The following is a 19085-nucleotide window of genomic DNA, read 5'->3' as shown; positions in this document are numbered from 1 at the left end:
GCTTGCATACTCATTTAGCAAGATAAAAATGGGGTAAAGCTTTCTGGCTTTACCCCATTGTGATTTAACTAACTGATTTAAACAGAGTGTTCTTCTGCTTTTTCTAGCTTGGTCATTGCCCCTTGAATGGTATGCTGCACCTCTAGTGAGATTAGCGCTCGTAGCAGTGCTTGGCAATCTTGGACTTTTTCTGCAACCGCTTTACCTTCATGGTCGAAGTAGCCTTCTGCTTTTAAGGTATTACTGAATGTTGAGAAGAGCGCTTTATCAAAGAATTCTGGTGCATTAATGCCATGTAACACTGAAAGACGTTGAGCGATAGAACGGCTCTCTTGCTCTAATTCTGCACGGCTACACTCAGGCTGTTCTAATAAAATGCTTAAGCTAATGTAATAACGTTGTAGCAATTCACGCACACCAGCAGAGTAAAGCTGCAATGAGCGGATTTGGCTACGGTTGATCATAAGCATCTCGCTTTCATCTTTAATTAAAGTTTGGCGGCTAAACTCATGAATAATCGCTTCAATTGTTTGGCGGAGCTCGCTCTCATCAAAATGCATAAACAGTTCCGCTTTTAAGAACGGATATAGACGTTGTACACTTTGAATCACTAAGTCTTTGGAAATCGCTTCATGGTGTAAGACAATATTGGCAACCAGCGAAGGTAAGACAAATAAATGTTGAATATTATTGCGGTAATAGGTCATTAATACCGCAGATTCACGATCTAAGCGAATCAACTCACCAAAATTATCTTTTTCCGAAATTACACCGGAGCGCGGCAGCGTAATGACATGATTTAACATTGTCTCAACATCATCGCTTGGTAATGTGATATCTGCCGTATAAGGCACATTTTTAAATAATTGCATCATACTGCTCATTTGCTCAAGTAATTGCTCACGACTTAACGCACGTTGGCGTGAAGCTAATAAAATTGAGCCAATTAAGTTTTTTGCATTAACTGCTGCAGCATTATTGATATTCACCATTACTTGCTTCGAAACCGCTTCCACTGCTTCATTAAACCATTTTGGACGGCTATTTCCATCTTCAATCGGCTCTTTCCATTCAGGATAATGTTGATTGAGGTAGTGGTTTAGCGCAATTGGCTCGCCAAAGTTTACGTAGCCTTGTCCAAGGTTTTTCAATTTTTTGATCACTCGTAATACTAAGCCCGCGTTCTCTTTCTCTTTTTCTGCTCCACGCAATTCTTTGGCATAGGTATCTACTTCTAAGACATGCTCATAGCCAATATAAACAGGCACAATGCTAATTTGGCGAGTTAAACCACGTTGTAGAGCTTGTAGTGTCATCGACATCATACCTGTTTTAGGTTCAAGTAAGCGTCCTGTGCGAGAACGGCCGCCTTCAATAAAGTATTCCACGGAATAGCCACGATAGAAAAGTTCTGCAAGATATTCACGGAAAATTGTAGAATAAAGACGGTTACCTTTAAAGGTACGGCGAATAAAGAACGCCCCCCAGCTACGGAAAATCGGACCAGCAGGGAAGAAATTCAGATTAATGCCTGCCGCAATATGTGGGGGCACTAAACCTTGATGGTATAAAATATAAGATAATAATAAATAGTCCATATGGCTACGGTGACAAGGTACATAGACAATTTCTTGTCCTTCTAGAGCAAGTTTACGCACTCGATCAGCGTATTGCACATTGATACCTTGATAAAGCTTATTCCATAGCCAACTTAACACTCTGTCGGCTGCACGCAAGCTTTCATGGCTCACTTTAGCAGCAATTTCATCCATAATTTTTTCTGCTTCTTTACGCGCTTTTTCTGGTGAGCTTTTTGGTTTTTTCGCTTCGTCTTCAATCGCTGCTAGAATGGCTGGTGATTGCAGTAATTTATTAAACATGGCTTGGCGATCAGGGAGGCGAGGGCCTGTTGCCGAATAGCGCTGTTTTGCAAAGTGCATTTTGGCGACACGTGCGAGCTTTTGTGCAATATTCGTTTCCGCGCCATGAGTTTCTACCATATAACGTAATGAAACAGCTTGTGAGAAACGTATAAAGTTGTCTCGCCCAAACCAGAGCATAGTCATAATACGTTGAAAATAGCCAAGTAGCTTTAATACCGGTAAACCACCTTTTTCTTTACCAGGTGCACGCCCCCATAGTACGGAAACCGGAACCACTTGAACATCAAGATCTGAGTTGTTTTTATGCAGGTCTAAATAGCGATAGAAGAGATTTTCAGTTTCGCTTTTTGCGCCTTTCGATTTAAAGAAACGGCGACCTTCATCTAAGAAAACAAAGCGTGGTAATGTTTGGCCATCGATCTCATTATGCCCAAGAGGATCAGGCAAATTTAGGGCAAGGCAGTTTTTTTGCAGAATTAAGAGATCGGTTTGAGAGGTGTAAGGAAGAACATAAATAATAGGCTGCTCAATTTTAAGTGATAATTCATTAATTGGATCTGTTGGAATTGAGCGAGATTTGACTAACAAAGAAAGTGGTAGGTTCAGTACCTGACGATAAACATTAAGCAATGCAGACATTTTTCTATCCCTTTTAGTAATTATACTTTGGACTAAAACGGAGCAAGTTTAGCATAAAATATGAATTTTCGCGGCAGATTATCGCTAAATCGCGCAACAAGCGCTGGGTTTTGGTAATAAATTTGCATAAAAAGTAAAAAATCAGGTTACAAATTTAGATTAACTGTATATAATGCCAAAGTTTTCTGTATATAAAGACAGTGGAGTTATTTTATGGCAAGACAGCAACATTTAACCGCTCGCCAACAAGAAATTTTTGATTTCGTTAAACAACATATTGAAACGACAGGTATGCCTCCAACGCGTGTTGAAATTGCACGTGAAATTGGTTTTAAATCGCCTAATGCCGCAGAAGAACATTTGAAAGCACTTGCGCGTAAAGGCTATATTGAAATGCTTTCTGGGACTTCGCGTGGTATTCGAATCTTGGTTGAAGATGAGGCAGCAAATGATGATGAGGGGCTACCTTTAGTTGGTAAAGTTGCTGCAGGTATTCCAATTGAGGCGATTGAGCATATTGAAACTCATTATCCAATTAAAGGAGATATGTTTTCACCTGCTGCGGATTACTTATTACGCGTAGATGGTAACTCAATGGAAAAAATTGGTATTTTAGATGGTGATTTGCTCGCAGTACATAAAACAAAATCGGTGCGTAATGGACAAGTAGTTGTTGCCCGTGTTGATGACGAAGTAACGGTTAAACGCTTTGAACGTAGTGGCGATTTAATTTACCTTTTACCAGAGAATGATGATTTAAAACCGATTGTTGTTGATCCAAAGGTTTCTTATATTGAAATTGAAGGATTAGCGGTCGGAGTGATTCGCAGTAACTCTTGGATGTAATTATTTGAATTAAATTCAAATTAAGCGAATAAATATAAGTAGTGAAACCGGAAGGCTTTAGCTATTTTCTTTGCTCAGGGAAGGAAAGTAATAAATTTGATGCTTTAAAGAATATTTAGATAAAAAAATATTGAAAAGCGGAGAATAACCTTTCAGAATATGTAATTTTTATTACAGAATTTAAAGAGAAATTATGAATATTGCGGAATTTCACCAAGAAATTGAACAAGTGTGGGAAAAAATTGAAGAGCGACTTGATGAACAAGGTTGTGATATAGATTGTGAGATTCAAGGTGCGGTAATGACGCTCACTTTTGATGATGATTCACAAATTGTGATTAATAAGCAAGAAGCCATGCTTGAACTTTGGTTGGCAAGTAAATTAGGTGGTTTCCATTTCGCTTTTCGTGATGGGGAATGGCTAAGCAATGAAAATCGTTCCTTCTGGTTACATCTTGAAGAAGCGGTAGCTCGTCATGGAGAAACAGTATCGTTTAGCTAATGGCAATCTCTACCCCTTCTCCTCTTGCAAAAGCCAAAGAGGTTCTACATAACGTTTTTGGTTATCAATCTTTCCGACAAGGTCAGGAAGAAGTGATTCAGGCAATTCTGTCAGGACAGGATTGCCTTGTCATTATGACTACTGGTGGTGGAAAATCGTTGTGTTATCAAGTGCCCGCCTTATGTCTTTCTGGCTTAACTATCGTGATTTCGCCTTTGATCTCGTTGATGAAAGATCAAGTTGATCAGCTATTGACGAATGGAGTTGAGGCCGGTTATCTCAATTCTACGCAAACCTTAGAAGAGCAGCAGCACGTTGAACAGAAAGCTATCGCAGGACAGCTCAAACTGCTTTATCTCTCTCCTGAAAAAGTGATGGGCAGTAGCTTTTATCACTTTATCTCATTATGTAAGATTAGCCTTATCGCTGTTGATGAAGCGCACTGTGTGTCTCAGTGGGGGCATGACTTTCGCCCTGAATATACTTTACTTGGTGGTTTGCGAAAAACTTTCCCAAATATACCGCTTGTTGCGCTTACAGCAACTGCTGATCCTACTACCCGAGCGGATATTATTCAGCATTTAGCCCTCAATCAGCCACATACTTATTTGGGTAGCTTTGATCGCCCAAATATTCGCTATACGGTGCAAGAAAAATTTAAACCCTTTGATCAGTTGCTTAAATTCATTCAGACACAGCAAGGTAAAAGTGGCATTGTGTACTGCAATAGTCGTAAAAAAGTGGAAGATATCACTGCTAAACTCGCTGCACGTAGAATTTCTGTGATGGGCTATCATGCTGGGATGAGTATGCAAGAACGAGAGACGGTACAAAATGCTTTTCAACGTGACAATATTCAAATTGTGGTCGCAACCGTTGCTTTCGGTATGGGGATTAATAAATCGAATGTGCGATTTGTGGTGCATTTTGATTTGCCAAGAAGCATTGAATCTTACTATCAGGAAACGGGTAGAGCAGGACGTGATGATTTACCTTCAGAGGCGATGCTACTTTATGATCCTGCTGATTATGGCTGGCTACATAAGGTATTATTGGAAAAACCAGAGAGTGAACAACGTCAAATTGAGCAGCATAAATTACAAGCAATAGGCGCATTTGCAGAGTCTCAAACTTGTCGCCGATTAGTGCTGCTTAACTATTTTGGGGAATCGCGTCAGAAAAATTGTGGCAATTGCGATATTTGCCTTTCGCCACCTAAAAAGTATGATGGTCTAGTTGATGCACAGAAAGTGATGTCGGTGATTTATCGAACAGGGCAACGTTTCGGTTTACATCATGTTATTGCTGTCTTGCGAGGTTTAAATAATCAGAAAGTAAGGGATTTCCAGCATGAGACGCTTTCGGTTTTCGGCATTGGCAAAGAGAAATCGCAAGAGCATTGGATAAGTGTTACTCGTCAGCTTATCCATTTAGGATTTGTTCGGCAAAATATCACGAACCACTCAGCATTACAGCTCACAGAACAGGCCCGCCCTATATTACGTGCAGAGCAGGGGCTGGAATTGGCGATGCCAAGATTAGGTTTTTCTGCAACTGCATATGTGCAAAAACAGGTTAGTCGACGTAATTATGATAAGGATCTATTTGCTCGTTTGCGTTTTTTGCGCAAGCAAATTGCAGATAAAGAGAATATTCCACCATTCGTGGTATTTAATGATGCAACTTTACAAGAAATGGCAGAGTTTTTACCAACGGATGAAAACGCACTGTTGAATATTAACGGGGTGGGAGAACGTAAATTGGAACGTTTTGGTGAGCTATTTTTAAATTTAATTCGAGAACACTTACATAATCGAACGTAAGGATATTGTATGCAAAATATGGAAAAACTAACAAAAAGTGTTGCAGTCATCACTTCAACTATTGGGCGAGCAGAGTTAGAAAGAGCAATTCAAAGTGTGCAAAATCAGACTTATCCTGCCAAGCATTATATTTTTGTTGATGGTGATAAATACCATGATAAAGCGCGGGAAATTTTGGTGAAGTATCCTGAAGTGATAGTGACTTATTTACCTATGAATACCGGTGCAGGCGGCTGGACAAATAGTGCAATTAATGCGATAGCACCTTATTTGATCAAAGAAGATATTTTCTGTTATTTGGATGATGATAACTGGTATGAGCCTAATCATATTGAAAGCTGTGTTAATACATTAATTGAGACGGGGGCTCCTTATGTTTATGCATTACGTAATTTATATACACAGAAAAATGAGTTCATTTGCCAAGATATTGTAGAATCAATAGGTTTTTATCGTAACCTTGTACAATATCCAATTACGGTACCAATTAATGAGACAGTAAATGCAGACTACTCTAAAAACAAATCCTTCCATATTGATACTAACTGTTATGCTATGTTGCGGGATGTCGCGCTTCAAGTTGCACCGAGTTGGTATAGTGGCAAAAATAATGATACCAATGTTTTTCATCGCTTAGTTCGTTTGAAATTAGAAGGTAAATGTACTCATTATTTTAGTGTGAATTATGTGATTGAACCTGCGAAACAAAGTAACTTGCCACCAATTTTATTAGAGATGGATCCCGATGAACTAGTTGAATTTTATAGTGATATTTTTAAATTAGAAAATCGGCTACAAAAACAGGCTTATGAAGATAATGGCGGTGGTAATAAATTTTGGGAGTTTAAAGCTTAATTAGTAGCTGAGTATTAGCGTTTACAGATGTAATAGAGATTTTTATGTAAAGGACGCACTATAGTGCGTCCTTTCATTTATCTTAACCATTTCTCCACTAATTCATTAGTCGTTTCTTTATGCACCCACATACTGCCAAGTTCCGGCATTGGAAATTTGGTGTGGTTGTAGCCGACAAATTGACGGAAATCAAACACTGCGTGTGGATAGCCGTTGATCAGTAAAAAGGCTTGATAACCATCTTCACTCCAACAAATTTCTAAACGGCGGGGTTCTTTTAATGAATGTTGCTCAATATCACTCACCCGAAATACAAATAAACTATCTACTACTGGTTGTTCGGTTTGGTGTAAGTCCATCGCATAAAAATAGCCGCTTTCTTCATCAATCTCAAACATCACCACTAAATGTTCGTGTTGGGTAGAATGCGCTCCATTGCGGTAAGGTTCGTTTAATAAAATATGATCAGTTAAAACAGAATAGAGCATTGAAATATCCTTATAAGCAAAATGCCACTGATTTCTCAGTGGCATTTCAAGATTTTCGAGCGATTATGCTTGACCTTTAATCTCTTTACGACCGTTGAATGGAGCAGGTGTTCCCGCTGCTGCCAAACGTTCTTCGATACGGATTAATTGGTTGTATTTAGCAACACGGTCTGAACGGCTCATTGAACCGGTTTTGATTTGACCTGCTGCGGTACCTACTGCTAAATCTGCAATGGTTGCATCTTCAGTTTCACCGCTGCGGTGAGAGATAACAGCTGTGTAACCTGCATCTTTCGCCATTTTGATTGCAGCTAAGGTTTCAGTTAAAGAACCAATTTGGTTGAATTTGATTAAGATTGAGTTTGCAATACCGTTTTCGATACCACGAGCTAAAATTTTGGTGTTGGTTACGAATAAGTCATCGCCTACTAATTGTACTTTATCGCCCAATACTTTAGTTTGGTATGCAAAACCTTCCCAGTCAGATTCATCTTGACCATCTTCGATAGACACGATTGGGTACTCTTGGCATAAGCCTTCTAAGTAGTGGGTAAACTCTTGTGAAGTGAAGGTTTTGCCTTCGCCTTTCATATCGTACACATTGCGTTCTTTATCAAAGAACTCAGATGATGCACAGTCCATCGCTAAAGTTACGTCTTTACCTAACACATAGCCTGCTTTTTCAACTGCTTCTTTGATACATGCTAAAGCGTCTGCATTTGAAGCTAAGTTTGGTGCGAAACCACCTTCATCACCTACTGCAGTATTTAAGCCTTTTGCTTTTAATACTTTCGCAAGATTGTGGAACACTTCAGCACCGATACGGAGAGCTTCTTTTAAGGTTGAAGCGCCAACCGGTTGAATCATAAACTCTTGAATATCTACGTTGTTGTCTGCGTGCTCACCGCCATTGATGATGTTCATCATTGGTAATGGCATAGAGTATTGACCTTCAGTACCGTTTAAGATTGAGATCCACTCATATAATGCTTTACCTTTAGATGCTGCAGCTGCTTTTGCATTTGCTAATGATACGGCTAAGATTGCGTTTGCACCGAAGTTAGATTTATTTTCAGTACCGTCTAAGTCGATCATAATTTGGTCGATCTCAGCCTGTGCAGTTGCATCCTTACCCACTAATGCGTTAGCAATCGGGCCATTTACCGCTTCAACTGCTTTTAATACACCTTTACCTAAGAAACGACCTTTGTCACCGTCACGTAATTCTAATGCTTCGCGAGAACCGGTAGATGCACCAGATGGCGCAGCCGCCATACCCACAAAGCCACCTTCTAAGTGAACTTCTGCTTCTACAGTTGGGTTACCACGAGAGTCGATAATTTCACGACCAAGCACTTTAACGATTTTTGCCATTTTAAAGTTCTCCATTAAGAGTTAAGTTGAAATAAAACTGGACGGGATTTTAAAGGGATTTTGCCTTTTTGTCTTGTAAAAAAGTGATCTGCTTCACAAAATCTAAAAGGAATTTGATCGAAAGGGGTTATTCAAGCAAAATAGTATTTGGATTTGCCGACAAGCGGTCGGTTTTGGCAAAAAAATGCAAAATAGATGACAATGAAAACAACAGAACTCTTACGCTGTGAAAATATCAGCAAATTTTATCAAGAAGGTGAAAATCAGGTTCAAATCCTGAAAAATGTTAATTTCTCAATGAAGAACGGTGAATTAGTCGCGATAGTTGGTAGTTCTGGTTCGGGAAAAAGCACACTTTTGCACACCTTAGGGGGGCTAGATCAAGCCAGTACCGGTGAAGTGTTCATAAAAGGGCAATCATTACAACGATTAAGCAATAATGCCCTAGCCAAATTGCGTAATGAGCATTTAGGTTTTGTTTATCAATTTCATCATCTGATGGCAGATTTTTCTGCGTTAGAAAATGTGATGATGCCAATGTTGATTGGTAAGCAAAATAAAAATGAAGCGAAAGATCGCGCAGAGGATATGTTACGCTCAGTTGGTTTAAGTCATCGCATTACGCATCGTCCTTCAGCACTTTCTGGTGGTGAAAGACAACGTGTGGCGATTGCCCGTGCTTTAGTGAATAATCCTGCTTTGGTACTTGCTGATGAACCAACGGGAAACCTCGATCAAAAAACCACTGAAAGCATTTTTGACTTAATTAAGCAATTAAATGCTGAACAAGGCATTGCTTTCTTGCTAGTCACTCATGACTTAAATTTAGCCGCTAAACTCAATCGTACGCTAACAATGCGTGATGGCGTGTTAATGGAGAATCACAAATGAATACCCCGTTTTTTATTAGTTGGCGTTATCAAAAAGGTAAGCAGAAAAATCGGTTGGTTTCTTTGATCTCTCTTTTTTCTAGTATTGGTATTGCGTTAGGTGTTGCGGTACTCATTATCGGTTTAAGTGCAATGAATGGCTTTGAGCGCGAGTTGAATCAGCGTGTTCTTTCGGTGGTACCGCATGCCGAAATTCAAGGCTATGGCAATGAGAACATTATTCAAGCGGGGCAAAATTTAGAAAAAATTGCAAAAAAAATTGAAGGAGTTCAAGCTGTATCGCCTTTTATTACGTTTACTGGACTAATTGAAAATGGCACGCAGCTTAAAATTGCTCAGGTGCGCGGCATTGATGCAGAGAAGCAAGAGCAGGTTAGCCAACTGGCACAATTTGTTCCTAGCGAACAATGGCAAGCTTTTAAACAGCATGGCGGGTTAATTTTAGGTGCAGGGATTGCGCGTGATTTAGCAATTGAGGTGGGAGATGAAGTCACACTACTTCTTCCAGAACCAACAGAAGACGGCAAGTTAGCACAGCCATTGCGTTTTAGTCTTGAGGTCACAGGTATTTTGCGTTTAGATGGACAGCTTGATCACAGCTATGCGCTACTGCCGTTGCAAACGGCGCAAGAATTGCTTGAGTTGGATAAAAATCACTATTCTGGTATTGAGCTTTCTGTCGCAAAACCGTTTGAAGTACGACAGCTCCGTTTTGATGCCCTACAGCATTTTCCGCAGCCACTTTATTTGCAAACGTGGATCGACAAATTTGGTTATATGTATAACGACATTCAGTTGATTCGGACTGTAATGTATATCGCGATGGTTTTGGTAATCGGTGTGGCTTGTTTCAATATCATTTCAACACTTGTAATGGCGGTAAAAGATAAACAAGGTGATATTGCGATTCAGCGAACATTAGGTGCGAATGATCGTTTTATTAAGCAAATTTTCCTCTGGTATGGCTTACTTTCAGGAATGAAGGGAGCGGTTATTGGCGTGTTGATAGGGGTAATACTCTCTCTAAATTTAACGCATATTATCAAATTCGCTGAGAATCTGTTTGGCGTAAAATTATTATCTGGTGGTATCTATTTTATTGATTTTTTACCAAGTGAAATTCATTGGCTGGATATTGTCTGGGTACTGCTTGCGACTATTATTTTAAGTCTTGCCGCGAGCCTTTACCCCGCGATGCGAGCCGCAAAATTAGAGCCGGCAAAAGTGTTAAGCGGGCATTAAAAACTGGGCGGAAGATTCCGCCCAAATTATTTGTCACTTTCACTATAGTGTTATTTCTTCCAACCTTTTAGTGCATCGGCAAAAGCATTATTCACGAAAGATTGATTTTGGCGAGGTTTTTGCTCTGTACGATCCGTTTTGCGATTTTTTTCACGATTTTGACCGCTTGTACTCTCCGTCGGTTTATCTTCTAAACGCATCGTTAAAGCAATCCGCTTACGAGCTACATCTACTTCCAGCACTTTCACTTTGACTACATCACCTGTTTTCACCACTTGATGCGGATCTTCCACAAAGCTGTTAGACAGCATAGAAATATGCACTAAGCCATCTTGGTGTACGCCAATATCCACAAATGCGCCGAAGTTTGTCACATTCGTTACTGTGCCTTCTAAAATCATACCGACTTTGAGATCAGAAATTTCTTCCACACCGTCCATAAAGGTCGCCGTTTTAAATTCCCCACGTGGATCTCGTCCCGGTTTTTCTAACTCTTTAAAAATGTCGTTTACCGTTGGTAAACCAAATTGGTCGTCCACAAAATCTACGGCGTGTAGGCGATGAATTTTGCTCTCATTGCCCATTAACTCCGCAAGGGTTGATTGCGTGGCTTGCAAGATTTTCTCTACCACAGGATAAGCTTCTGGGTGAACCCCTGAGGCATCAAGCGGATTTTTGCCATTGGAAATTCGCATAAAGCCAGCACACTGTTCAAAGGCTTTCGGCCCTAGACGAGGCACTTTTTTCAATGCTGAGCGAGATTCAAAACGCCCATTTTCATCACGATAGGCAACAATGTTTTGTGCCAACGTTTTGCTCATACCCGCAACTCGAGCAAGTAATGGTGCAGAAGCGGTATTTAAATCTACCCCCACCGCATTCACACAATCTTCCACCACCGCATCTAATTTACGTGCCAATTGGCTTTGATTGACATCATGTTGATATTGCCCTACGCCAATGGCTTTCGGCTCAATTTTGACTAACTCAGCCAGTGGATCTTGCAAACGGCGAGCAATAGAAACCGCCCCGCGCAACGAGACATCTAATTCAGGAAATTCAGCCGCTGCCAGTTCAGAAGCGGAATAGACCGAAGCCCCTGCTTCACTCACCACAACTGTTTGCGGTTTCCAATCAGTTTGTTTAATCAGATCTTTGGCAAAACGTTCGGTTTCACGAGAAGCGGTACCGTTGCCAATCGCAATTAAATCCACATTATGCTTTTTGCCCAACGTATAGAGTGTTTGCATTGCCTGAGCGGTTTGCCCTGTATGAGGATAAATGGTGGCGGTATCCAATAATTTTCCTGTGTTATCCACGACAGCCACTTTTACCCCTGTACGCAAACCGGGGTCTAGCCCAATGGTATTTCTTGCACCAGCAGGAGCAGCCATTAACAAGGCGGATAAATTACGAGCGAACACATCAATCGCTTCATCTTCGGCTTTTTCACGCAATGCCGACATCAACTCCGTTTCTAAATGCAAAGCGGCTTTAATTTTCCACGTCCAGCTAATCACTTGTGCACGCCAGCTATCCGCTGGTTGGTTATTTAAAATAATGCCCAAATGCTCACGAATAATCTCTTCGCAATAGGATTTTGTGCCTTCTTCATTTTCAGGATCGGCATTGAGCGAGAGCGATAAAATGCCTTCATTTCGCCCACGGAACATCGCCAACGCACGGTGTGATGGCACATTTTTAAATGGTTCACTATGGGCGAAATAGTCGCTAAACTTCACACCCTCTTCTTCCTTGCCGTCCATCACTTTACTTTCTAAGGTTGCGTAAGCGGTCAAATGTTGGCGTAATTTTGCAAGCAGTTCGGCATCTTCTGTAAAACGCTCCATCAAAATATATCTCGCCCCATCTAAGGCACTTTTCACATCAGCCACATTTTCATTTAAATAACTAAGTGCCGCCGTTTCAGGCGTTTGGCTTGGATCGTTCCAAAGCAATTCTGCCAACGGCTCAAGCCCATTTTCAATCGCAATTTGCCCACGAGTGCGACGTTTGGGTTTATAAGGCAAATAGAGATCTTCAAGTTCAGTTTTGCTTTCCGTTTGCTCAATTTTAAGGCGTAGCTCATCGGTCAGTTTGCCTTGCTCATCAATGGATTTCAAAATGGTTTGACGGCGATCATTTAATTCACGCAGATAAATTAACCGTGTTTCAAAATGGCGTAATTGGGTATCGTCTAATCCCCCCGTTACTTCTTTACGATAACGAGCGATAAATGGAATGGTATTGCCTTCGTCTAAAAGTGTCAGTGCGGCAAGAATTTGTTTTGGCTGTACGCTCAGTTCAGCGGCAATGATTTGGGAAATTTGGGAATTGAGAGAGTCACTCATTTTCTATCCTGTCTGTATATGAGAATGTAGGAGAAGTTGTCCTATATTGGTTAAAAATCTGCAAAATCTTACCATAAATCCTGTTGTCACGCTGTAAGCGGTCTGTTTTTCCTGAAAGTTTGCAAAAAGAAAGGCGAAATCTAAAGATTCCGCCTTTCATCATTAGCCTAGTAATTTATTCATTCGTTTAATAAACGCCGTTGGATTTTCTAACGTGCCTCGTTCCGCCAGTAATGCTTGTTCAAACAGCAGTTCAATCCAGTCGTTAAACTCATCATCACCTGCAATATCCGCCACTTTTTTCACCATTGCGTGATCAGGGTTTAACTCAAAGGTATATTTCACTTCTGGTGCAGTTTGCCCCATTGCGGCAAAAAGTTTCGCCATTTGGGTGGTCATTTCATCACTGCCCGTAGAAACAACCGCAGGCGTGTCGGTTAAGCGATGGGTGAGCACTACATCTTTCACACGTTCGCCAAAATAACCTTTGGCACGTGCTAAGAATGAACCAAATTCTTCTGTTTGAGCTTTTTTGCTCTCTTCATCTTCTTTATCCGCCAGATCGCCTAAATCTAAATCCGATTTTGTGATGCTTTGCAGTGGTTTGCCGTCAAACTCGGTGAGATAGCTCAACATCCATTCGTCCACACGATCAGAAAGTAGCAACACCTCAATGCCTTTTTTGTTAAACAGCTCTAAATGTGGGCTATTTTTAGCTGCGGTGTAGCTATCCGCAGTGAGATAATAAATTGCTTTCTGCCCCTCTTTCATTCTTGCAATATAATCGGCAAAACTCACCGCTTGTTCGCTGGAATCCGTATGAGTTGAGGCAAAGCGGAATAATTTTGCAATTTGCTCTTTATTCGCAAAATCTTCGCCCACGCCCTCTTTTAACACCAAACCGAACTCTTTCCAGAATTGTGCATATTTTTCACTGTCATCTTTTGCCAATTTTTCCAATAGCTGCAAGGCACGTTTAGTTAATGCGGTGCGAAGAGATTGGGTAACACGATTTTCTTGCAAAATTTCACGGCTTACGTTAAGCGGTAAGTCGTTCGTGTCTAACAAACCTCGCATAAAACGCAGATAATTCGGCATAAATACTTCGGCATCGTCCATAATAAACACACGTTGCACATAAAGTTTTAAACCGTGTTTTTGTTCACGTTGGAACAGATCCCAAGGGGCTTTGCTTGGCACATAAAGTAAGCTGGTATATTCCTGTTTGCCTTCCACTTTATTGTGCGACCAAATCATCGGGTCGGCAAAATCGTGGCTGATATGTTTATAGAACTCTTTATATTCGTCATCAGAAATTTCATTTTTTGAACGAGTCCACAACGCTTGGGCTTTATTGATTTTCTCCCATTTTGTGCCCGTTTCTTTCCCCTCATCATCGTACTCTTTGCTTTGAATTTCCACGCTCAGTGCGATATGGTCGGAGTATTTTGCGATAATTTCACGCAAACGCCATTCGCTTAAAAAGCCTTTCTCATCTTCACGCAAATGAAGCGTGATTTCTGTACCACGATCTTTTTTCTCAATATCGGAAACAACGTATTCCCCTTCACCAGCCGATTCCCACAGCACACCGTTTTCTGCACTATCACCAGCGGCACGGCTTTTTACCGTCACCTTATCCGCCACGATAAACGCAGAATAGAAACCGACCCCAAATTGCCCAATAAGTTGGCTATCTTTTGCCTGATCTTGCCCGAGATTGGCGAGAAATTCTTTTGTGCCTGATTTTGCAATCGTCCCTAAATTATCAATAATCTGCTCACGGTTCATACCGATACCATTATCCGAAATGGTAATCGTACCTAGCGTTTCATCTACCGACACACGCACACGCAATTCCCCATCGCCTTCATATAAAGCAGGTTCGGAAAGGGCTTTAAAACGCAACTTATCCGCCGCATCAGAGGCATTAGAAATCAACTCACGCAGGAAAATTTCTTTGTTGGAATAGAGAGAGTGGATCATCAGTTGTAATAACTGTTTGACTTCTGACTGAAAGCCACGAGTTTCTTGATTTGACATTCTTTTTCCTTATTAACATAAAAAAACGCCCCCTAGATGGGGGAAGTTTGGAAAATTTCAAGTAAACAAGCGCTGTATTTAGCGTATAATTTTGCAAAATTTCAAACGCTTAAAAATGACCTTAGAGACAGGGTTTATCTCGTCTATAAAAACGGACAAACTATGATAATGAGCCGGTATAAAGCCTCTCTCTACAAAAAATTATACGTATAATTTAACAAAATAAAAAAGGAATAATGCCATGAATCCCCCTGATATTTCACCACTACAAAATGTCGTCAATCGCTTGCAAGAAGGTCTGGCTCGTTATGAAAGAGACATTAGTGATGATCAAATTAGAGACGGCTTAATTCAACGCTTTGAATTTACTTATGAATTAAGCCATAAAATGCTTAAACGCTATTTAGAATGGACATTGCCAAACCCTGCTGAATTGGATGAGATGACTTTCCAACAGCTGATTCGTACTGGCAATGAACAAAATCTATTAAAAGGTAACTGGGAAAACTGGCGGAAATATCGGGATATGCGTTCACGCACCAGTCATACTTACGATGAACAAACTGCATTATTAGTTGTTGCCGGTATTCCTGAATTTTTAAGCGAGGCACAATTTTTATTACAGCAACTATCGGAGCGGCTAAATGGTTAAACTTGCCTTAACAGAACAAGAGAAGAGTATCGTTTTAGCTATTTTACAGCAACATATTCCAAGCCGAGAAGTATGGGCATTTGGATCAAGGGTAAAAGGCCCCCATAAGCCTTTTTCAGATTTAGATTTAGCCATTATAGGTAATCAGCCGCTTTCATTAGATGAACACGCAATACTTGCCGAAGCCTTTGATGACGCACCGCTGAATTTTAAAACCGATATTTTAGACTGGGCGATAACCAGCGAGCCTTTTCGCCAAATAGTGCAACAAAAATATGTTGTCTTACAAAAACCAAATGCTGAATCAGATAAACAATGAAATTCTCATTTAGCGTATAATTTATCAACCTTAAGAGAAACATTAAAGAAATAATGGAATTCCGCTATATCATCATCAACATCGTTGCGATTACTTCACTGCAACTGCTGATTTTTTGCTTTGTTCGTACACTAAGTTGGCTATTCGGTTGGCAGCAAAGCACTCGTAAAAAAATCGGCTGGACACTTTATTTAGGTATTAACAGCATTTTGCTTGTGCCGTTTTTAACGCCTTATAAAATCTTCCGCCCAATGGCGTTTATTTTGGTGTTTTTATGGTTTGCTTTTTTAATTAGCCTTGTCACACTCACATTAAATAAATTGAGTGGTTGGCGATTAAACGCTCTGCTGAGAAAGGTGTATCCCTTTGCTTATTTGGGTTTAATTGGTTTTGCCTTATTTAATGCTTATGTGCCACAAGCGGTACATTTTTCGGTAAAAATTGATAAACCGTTGAAAGAGCCAATCCGTATTGGTGTCGCAAGTGATACCCATCTAGGCGTATTGTTTGGGGCGAAACAGCTAGATAAATTGGCTGAGATTTTCCAACAAGAAGAGGTGGATCTGATTTTAATGCCAGGGGATATTATGGACGATGATACCCTTGCCTATGAAGCAGAAAATATGCAACCATCGCTTGCAAAACTGACAGCTCCACTTGGGGTGTATGCCACACTGGGCAATCACGATTTCTTTGGGCAACAACAAGCCATTTATCAAGCGATTGAGCAAGCAGGGATTAAGGTGTTGTGGGATCAAGCAGTAGAAATTGACGGAAAATTTGTCATTATTGGTCGTAATGATGATTTATACCGAAATCGTCCAACCGCAGAGCAGATTTTGCATAATGTGAATACTACATTACCCGTTTTTTTAATGGATCATCGTCCAACGGATATTGCTACTCATAGCCAATTGCCGATTGATATTCAGGTCTCAGGGCATACCCATAATGGGCAAATTTTTCCTGCCAACTTTATTGTAAAAATGCTTAATCGTTTAAGTTATGGTTATGAAAAAATTGGCTTGGGACACTATTTTGTGACTTCAGGTTACGGTTTTTGGGGCGTACCAATGCGTTTAGGCTCTCGTTCGGAAGTGTTTATTATTGATGTGGAAGGGCAGAGATAATATAAGGGGCGTCAGCCCCTTTCTATTCGTTAAAAATGTGCATTTGATGATCTTCAAAGGCTTGATAAAGTGTATAGAGTTGTTCGCCATTCGGTAATACCAAATCCGGATTTAATTCATACAATGGCACAATCACAAATTCACGATTTTGCATATCATAGTGCGGTACGGTTAAACGCTCGTTTTGAATTATTTCATTGCCGTAGAGCAGAATGTCCAAATCAAGTGTTCTTTCTCCCCAACGGCGTAGGCGGACACGCCCCTGTTCATTTTCGATACTTTGTAGCCAATTGAGTAGTTCAAGTGGAGCAAGATCCGTATCAAATTTCACCACTGCATTGACATAATCGGGCTGATCTTGTGGGCCGAGGGGTTTTGAACCATAAAAAGAGCTCACTTGTAGATTTTTTGCCGATTTTTGTAAAGTTTCGACCGCTTGCTTCAGTTGAGCAAGCGGATTTTCCAAATTCGAGCCGAGAGCCACATAAACGGTTGTCATGCAATTTCTCCTGTTACCGCTTTTTTCTTACGATAAACACGGCGGCGTGGTTTGCGTTTTTTCTTTGGCTGCTCGTCTTTAAAAGAGGGAATATGTTTCACGTTTTTGAGCTGTTCAGCACGTTGGGCTTCGTTGCTGAATTGGAACTCATGCCACCACGCACTTAATTCCACTAAATCGCCTCCTTCAATTTCCGCACGCATCACCAATAAATCAAAGCCAGCACGGAATTTGATATGTTCTAGCGTTTGCATTGGACGTTTACCTGTGCGTTTTGGGAATTGAAACTGCAACTGCCAAATATCACGAATAACTGCCGTATGGCGGCGATGCAATGCTACGGCTTTACAACTTTCAGCGAGAATATCATTTGCCGCAAGTTGCATGGCATCATAAGGGTTTAAGCCACCTTCATTTTTGAGTTCGTCAATTTTTTCTCGCAGTGGATACCAAAGCAGTGCAGCAAATAAAAAGGCAGGATTGACTCGCAAATTATCGCGAATACGATCATCGGTAGATTGTAGCGCTTTGCTAATCATTCTCTCTGCATTGCTATCTTGATGCTCAGTGAAAAATGGCGTTAAAACAGGGAAAAGCTGTTCAAATAGACCATATTGGCGTAATAATTCATAAGTTTTGAAGCCCGCGCCTGATTGTAATAATTTAAGCGATTCTTCAAATAAGCGGGCAGCAGGGATGTTCCCCAGTAAATATGCCATTTTTTTGATGGGGGTATCACTTGCTTTATCCAAGAACATATCCAATTTTGCCATAAAACGGATCGCACGTAGCATACGGACAGGGTCTTCTTGGTAACGTTGTACAGGATCACCAATTAAACGCAGATGTCCTGCTCGAATATCGTCGATACCATTAAAAAAATCAAAAATCAGATTATGCTGTAGATCGTAATAGAGTGAATTTACGGTAAAATCTCGACGTTCAGCATCTTCGCGTAGAGTGCCGTAAACGTTATCACGTAGAAGCATTCCTTCTTCGCTTGTTTTAGAAATTTTGTCGTTCGAGATTGACTGATGGTTGCCGCGGAAAGTGGCAACTTCATAAATTTCACGACCGAACACAATATGCGCTAAGCGGAAACGTCGGCCGATGAGGCGGCACTGTCTACCAAAAATTTTTTGGATTTCTTCAGGGCGAGCATTAGTGGCAATATCAAAATCTTTGGCTTTATGTTCAAGTAACATATCGCGTATGCAACCGCCGACTAAGTACGCTTGGTAGCCGTTTTGTGTCAATTTATTTACAATGGCTACGGCATTTTTAGGGAAATCTTTAGGACTAATATCATAATAACTCGCATCTTTGGCAAATTTTTTGTATTGGATATGCGGGCTATTAGAATCTTTAGTATTTTTCTTTTTAGGCGTCCCTTTGCTAGCACTTTGTCGTTTTTCTGAAAATGCTGGAGCAGTGCGGTGCTTTTTGCCGTCTGGAGACTTAAGTGCTGTCGTATTTTTCTTAGCTGACTTTTTAGTAAACAGCGATTTAATATAATTAAAAATAACTCACCTCGTTCAATAGAAAGGGC

The 19085-nt window shown here is 40.5% G+C and carries 16 protein-coding genes; 9 read left to right on the top strand and 7 right to left on the bottom strand.

Annotated elements, in window-relative coordinates; translation table 11 throughout:
- Nucleotides 1–77 precede the first annotated feature (77 nt).
- Nucleotides 78–2522 carry a glycerol-3-phosphate 1-O-acyltransferase PlsB gene (gene plsB, locus EDC51_RS03420; RefSeq protein WP_015432907.1) on the bottom strand — a complete coding sequence of 815 codons (2445 nt, stop codon included), beginning with the start codon at nucleotides 2520–2522 and terminating at the stop codon, nucleotides 78–80.
- Between the two features lie 213 nt (nucleotides 2523–2735).
- Between plsB and lexA the strand changes: the two genes are divergently transcribed.
- The 4 genes from lexA (at nucleotide 2736) to EDC51_RS03400 (ending at nucleotide 6548) form a co-directional block, all read left to right on the top strand.
- A complete protein-coding gene (gene lexA, locus EDC51_RS03415; RefSeq protein WP_015432906.1) occupies nucleotides 2736–3368 on the top strand; it encodes a transcriptional repressor LexA in 633 nt (210 codons plus the stop codon).
- A 193-nt stretch (nucleotides 3369–3561) separates the two neighbouring features.
- A complete protein-coding gene (gene cyaY / locus EDC51_RS03410) occupies nucleotides 3562–3870 on the top strand; it encodes an iron donor protein CyaY (protein ID WP_025266919.1) in 309 nt (102 codons plus the stop codon).
- On the top strand, nucleotides 3870–5693 hold the full coding sequence (recQ, locus tag EDC51_RS03405) for an ATP-dependent DNA helicase RecQ (RefSeq protein WP_015432904.1): 1824 nt from the start codon (nucleotides 3870–3872) through the stop codon (nucleotides 5691–5693). Before cyaY ends, recQ begins: the two co-directional genes overlap by 1 nt.
- Before the next feature lie 9 nt (nucleotides 5694–5702).
- Nucleotides 5703–6548, top strand: a complete 846-nt coding sequence (locus EDC51_RS03400) for a glycosyltransferase family 2 protein (RefSeq protein ID WP_015432903.1) — start codon at nucleotides 5703–5705, stop codon at nucleotides 6546–6548.
- A 77-nt stretch (nucleotides 6549–6625) separates the two neighbouring features.
- On the opposite strand, the gene EDC51_RS03395 is transcribed toward EDC51_RS03400, so the two are convergent.
- Both EDC51_RS03395 and eno read right to left on the bottom strand, forming a co-directional pair.
- Nucleotides 6626–7036, bottom strand: a complete 411-nt coding sequence (locus EDC51_RS03395; RefSeq protein ID WP_064318916.1) for a DUF2251 domain-containing protein — start codon at nucleotides 7034–7036, stop codon at nucleotides 6626–6628.
- Nucleotides 7037–7099: 63 nt separating this feature from the next.
- Complete coding sequence (gene eno / locus EDC51_RS03390) at nucleotides 7100–8410, bottom strand: phosphopyruvate hydratase (protein ID WP_131928173.1); 1311 nt, start codon at nucleotides 8408–8410, stop codon at nucleotides 7100–7102.
- 201 nt (nucleotides 8411–8611) lie between these two features.
- Here eno and lolD point away from each other — a divergent pair, with 201 nt between their 5' ends.
- The gene (lolD, locus tag EDC51_RS03385; RefSeq protein WP_025266923.1) at nucleotides 8612–9301 is read left to right on the top strand and encodes a lipoprotein-releasing ABC transporter ATP-binding protein LolD; all 690 of its coding nucleotides are present in this window, start codon (nucleotides 8612–8614) and stop codon (nucleotides 9299–9301) included.
- Entirely contained in the window at nucleotides 9298–10542 is a 1245-nt protein-coding gene (gene lolE / locus EDC51_RS03380) for a lipoprotein-releasing ABC transporter permease subunit LolE (protein ID WP_015432899.1), read from the top strand. The genes lolD and lolE overlap by 4 nt, the downstream gene beginning before the upstream one ends.
- 50 nt (nucleotides 10543–10592) lie before the next feature.
- Here lolE and EDC51_RS03375 read toward each other — a convergent pair whose 3' ends face one another.
- On the bottom strand, nucleotides 10593–12893 hold the full coding sequence (locus EDC51_RS03375) for a Tex family protein (RefSeq protein ID WP_131928172.1): 2301 nt from the start codon (nucleotides 12891–12893) through the stop codon (nucleotides 10593–10595).
- A gap of 162 nt (nucleotides 12894–13055) precedes the next feature.
- Nucleotides 13056–14936, bottom strand: a complete 1881-nt coding sequence (htpG, locus tag EDC51_RS03370; RefSeq protein ID WP_131928171.1) for a molecular chaperone HtpG — start codon at nucleotides 14934–14936, stop codon at nucleotides 13056–13058.
- 241 nt (nucleotides 14937–15177) lie between these two features.
- Between htpG and EDC51_RS03365 the strand changes: the two genes are divergently transcribed.
- The 3 genes from EDC51_RS03365 to EDC51_RS03355 are packed head-to-tail and all read left to right on the top strand — an operon-like array spanning nucleotide 15178 to nucleotide 17037.
- A complete protein-coding gene (locus EDC51_RS03365) occupies nucleotides 15178–15588 on the top strand; it encodes a nucleotidyltransferase substrate binding protein (protein ID WP_131928170.1) in 411 nt (136 codons plus the stop codon).
- Nucleotides 15581–15907 (top strand): nucleotidyltransferase family protein, encoded by a 327-nt coding sequence (locus tag EDC51_RS03360; RefSeq protein WP_131928169.1) that lies wholly within the window; start codon nucleotides 15581–15583, stop codon nucleotides 15905–15907. The genes EDC51_RS03365 and EDC51_RS03360 overlap by 8 nt, the downstream gene beginning before the upstream one ends.
- 53 nt (nucleotides 15908–15960) lie before the next feature.
- Nucleotides 15961–17037 (top strand): metallophosphoesterase, encoded by a 1077-nt coding sequence (locus tag EDC51_RS03355; protein WP_131928168.1) that lies wholly within the window; start codon nucleotides 15961–15963, stop codon nucleotides 17035–17037.
- A 22-nt stretch (nucleotides 17038–17059) separates the two neighbouring features.
- Here EDC51_RS03355 and folK read toward each other — a convergent pair whose 3' ends face one another.
- Together folK and pcnB are read right to left on the bottom strand one after the other, a co-directional pair.
- On the bottom strand, nucleotides 17060–17536 hold the full coding sequence (gene folK / locus EDC51_RS03350; protein WP_131928167.1) for a 2-amino-4-hydroxy-6-hydroxymethyldihydropteridine diphosphokinase: 477 nt from the start codon (nucleotides 17534–17536) through the stop codon (nucleotides 17060–17062).
- Nucleotides 17533–19059, bottom strand: coding sequence for a polynucleotide adenylyltransferase PcnB (gene pcnB, locus EDC51_RS03345; protein ID WP_249038461.1), 1527 nt, complete (start codon nucleotides 19057–19059; stop codon nucleotides 17533–17535). Before pcnB ends, folK begins: the two co-directional genes overlap by 4 nt.
- Nucleotides 19060–19085 lie beyond the last annotated feature (26 nt).

This window comes from Bibersteinia trehalosi (genome assembly GCF_004346205.1).
Taxonomy (GTDB): domain Bacteria; phylum Pseudomonadota; class Gammaproteobacteria; order Enterobacterales; family Pasteurellaceae; genus Bibersteinia; species Bibersteinia trehalosi.
Note: the sequence above shows the minus strand (reverse complement) of the source record. Positions and strands in the feature narration are given on the sequence as shown.